The following is an 820-nucleotide window of genomic DNA, read 5'->3' as shown; positions in this document are numbered from 1 at the left end:
CGCCTTCGTGCCGCATCTCTCCGGCTGCTACCTCACCGTCGACCCCGAGGAGCGGCTCGTCTTCACGACCGCGCTCGTCGCCGGCTGGCGCCCGGCGGCCGCGCCGTTCATCACCGCCGTCGTCACCCTCGAGGACCACCCCGACGGCACGCTCTACCGGGCCCACGTGATGCACAAGGACGCCGCGACCCGCGACGAGCACGAGCGCCTCGGATTCGCCGACGGCTGGGGAGCGGTCGCGGCCCAGCTCGCGGCGGTCGTCGAGGACTAGTCCCGCGCGCCGAGTCCGACCGCCGGCAGCAGGATCCCGTCGATCAGCGACAGCAGGAACCCGCGGTCGACGGGGATGCGCAGCAGCAGCACCCGGTACGCGACCATCGCGGGCGTGACGAGCGCGAGGGTCTCGAGGTCGATGTCCGCCGCGATCTCACCGCGCTCGATCGCCCGGCGCATCAGGATGCGGTTCGCCTCGGCCCGCGGCTCGATGATCGCGGCGCGGACGGCGTCGGACAGCTCGGGCGACTTCGAGATCATCGCGACGACGCCGGCCATGATCCGGAGCTTGCGCTCGGCGTCCTCGATGGTGTGCGGGCGGATGAGAGCGACGAGGTCGCCGCGCAGGGTTCCGGTGTCCGGGAGGCGGTCGGGGGCGAGGTCGGCGCCCTTGAGGCAGGCGAGAGCATCGACCACGAGCTCGGCCTTGGAGTCCCAGCGGCGGTAGAGGGTCGCCTTCCCGGCGCGGGCCCGCGCGGCGACCATGTCGATGGTCATGCCGTCGTAGCCGGTCTCGGCGAGGACGTCGAGGGCGGCGCTCAGGATC

The 820-nt window shown here is 72.9% G+C and carries 2 protein-coding genes; one reads left to right on the top strand and one right to left on the bottom strand.

The features are described from left to right. A partial coding sequence (locus tag IOC53_RS18645; RefSeq protein WP_207408111.1) for an SRPBCC domain-containing protein occupies window positions 1-271 on the top strand: 271 nt, incomplete at its 5' end. Here IOC53_RS18645 and IOC53_RS18640 read toward each other — a convergent pair. After that, on the bottom strand, window positions 268-820 hold a 553-nt coding region (locus IOC53_RS18640; protein ID WP_207408109.1), incomplete at its 5' end, for a TetR/AcrR family transcriptional regulator. The two genes, IOC53_RS18645 and IOC53_RS18640, sit on opposite strands and share 4 nt — an antisense overlap.

Source organism: Rathayibacter sp. SD072 (genome assembly GCF_017355185.1).
GTDB lineage: Bacteria > Actinomycetota > Actinomycetes > Actinomycetales > Microbacteriaceae > Rathayibacter.
The sequence above is the reverse complement of the archived record's forward strand: the minus strand, read 5'-3'. Positions and strand labels throughout refer to the sequence as shown.